The following is a 1,202-nucleotide window of genomic DNA, read 5'->3' on the forward strand; positions in this document are numbered from 1 at the left end:
CGTAAGCTTCCCCGAATTCTGGACATGTTAAAAGTAGAGCTTTCTGGCATTGTTAACCAGCCAGGAGGTTTGAATGAAGAAGTCGAGATTTACCGAGACCCAGATTGTTTCGATTCTGAAAGAGGCTGACGCCGGTCGGTCGATCAAGGAAGTATGCCGGCAGCACGGCATCTCGGACGCCACCTACTACAAGTGGAAGTCCAGATATGGCGGGATGGAAGCCTCCGACCTGAAGCGAGTCAAGGATCTGGAGGCCGAGAACGCCAGGCTCAAACGCCTGTTTGCCGATATGGCGCTGGAGAATGCCGCGATGAAGGATCTGATCGCAAAAAAACTCTGACGCCGGATGGGCGGCGTGACGCAGCACGCTATTTGGTAACGGCGCACCGGATTTCCGTGGTCCGGGCCTGTCGCTGCGTCAGCCTGTCTCGTTCGGCGTATTACGAGGAGCCGGTGAATTGGATCGTGCGCGATGCCGGGATTGTGGCGGCGTTGGCGCGATTGATCGAAGAACGCGCCAGCCGTGGGTTCTGGAAGTGCTATCAGCGCCTGCGGCTGGAAGGCTTTACCTGGAATCACAAGCGGGTATATCGGGTGTACTGCATGATGAAGCTCAACCTACGTCGGAAGGCCAAACAACGGCTACCCAAGCGGGAGCGCGTCCCGTTGTACGTGCCACGTCGGCCAGATTCGGTCTGGTCGGCGGATTTCGTGGCGGATGCGCTGCTCTGCGGCAAGCGCTTGCGCCTGTTCAATGTGGTGGACGACTTCAACCGGGAAGCCGTGCATATCGAGGTGGACACCTCCATCACCTCAGAGCGCTTGGTGCGGGTATTCGAGCAGCTGCGAAAAGAGCGGGGTCTACCGCAGGTATTGCGTACGGACAATGGCCCGGAATTCCTGGGGGAGGCATTCATCCATTGGGCCAGGCAGGCGGGCATGGCGATCCAATACATACAACCCGGCAAGCCCAACCAGAATGCCTTCATCGAACGATTCAATCGCACGCTGCGCGATGAGTTGCTGAACGCGCATCTCTTTGCCCGGCTTGATGATGTGCGCGAGGCCGTCTACTGGTGGATGATCGAATACAACGAGGAACGGCCACACGACTCATTGGGCGGTATACCGCCCCTGCAATACCGGTCTCAAAACGCAGAAAACTCTACTTATGAACTGCCCACTTGACGGGGAAGCTTACG

At 57.4% G+C, this 1,202-nt stretch carries 1 protein-coding gene; it reads left to right on the top strand.

Annotated features, from left to right (window positions below):
- The first annotated feature begins 73 nt into the window (after positions 1–73).
- Positions 74–1,188 (top strand): IS3 family transposase gene (locus tag WOB96_RS14415; protein WP_341371999.1). Its coding sequence is split into 2 segments (ribosomal slippage): positions 74–326 and positions 326–1,188, totalling 1,116 coding nucleotides; the frame shifts between segments, so codons are not numbered across the junction.
- Positions 1,189–1,202 lie beyond the last annotated feature (14 nt).

The organism is Thermithiobacillus plumbiphilus (assembly GCF_038070005.1).
Taxonomy (GTDB): domain Bacteria; phylum Pseudomonadota; class Gammaproteobacteria; order Acidithiobacillales; family Thermithiobacillaceae; genus JBBPCO01.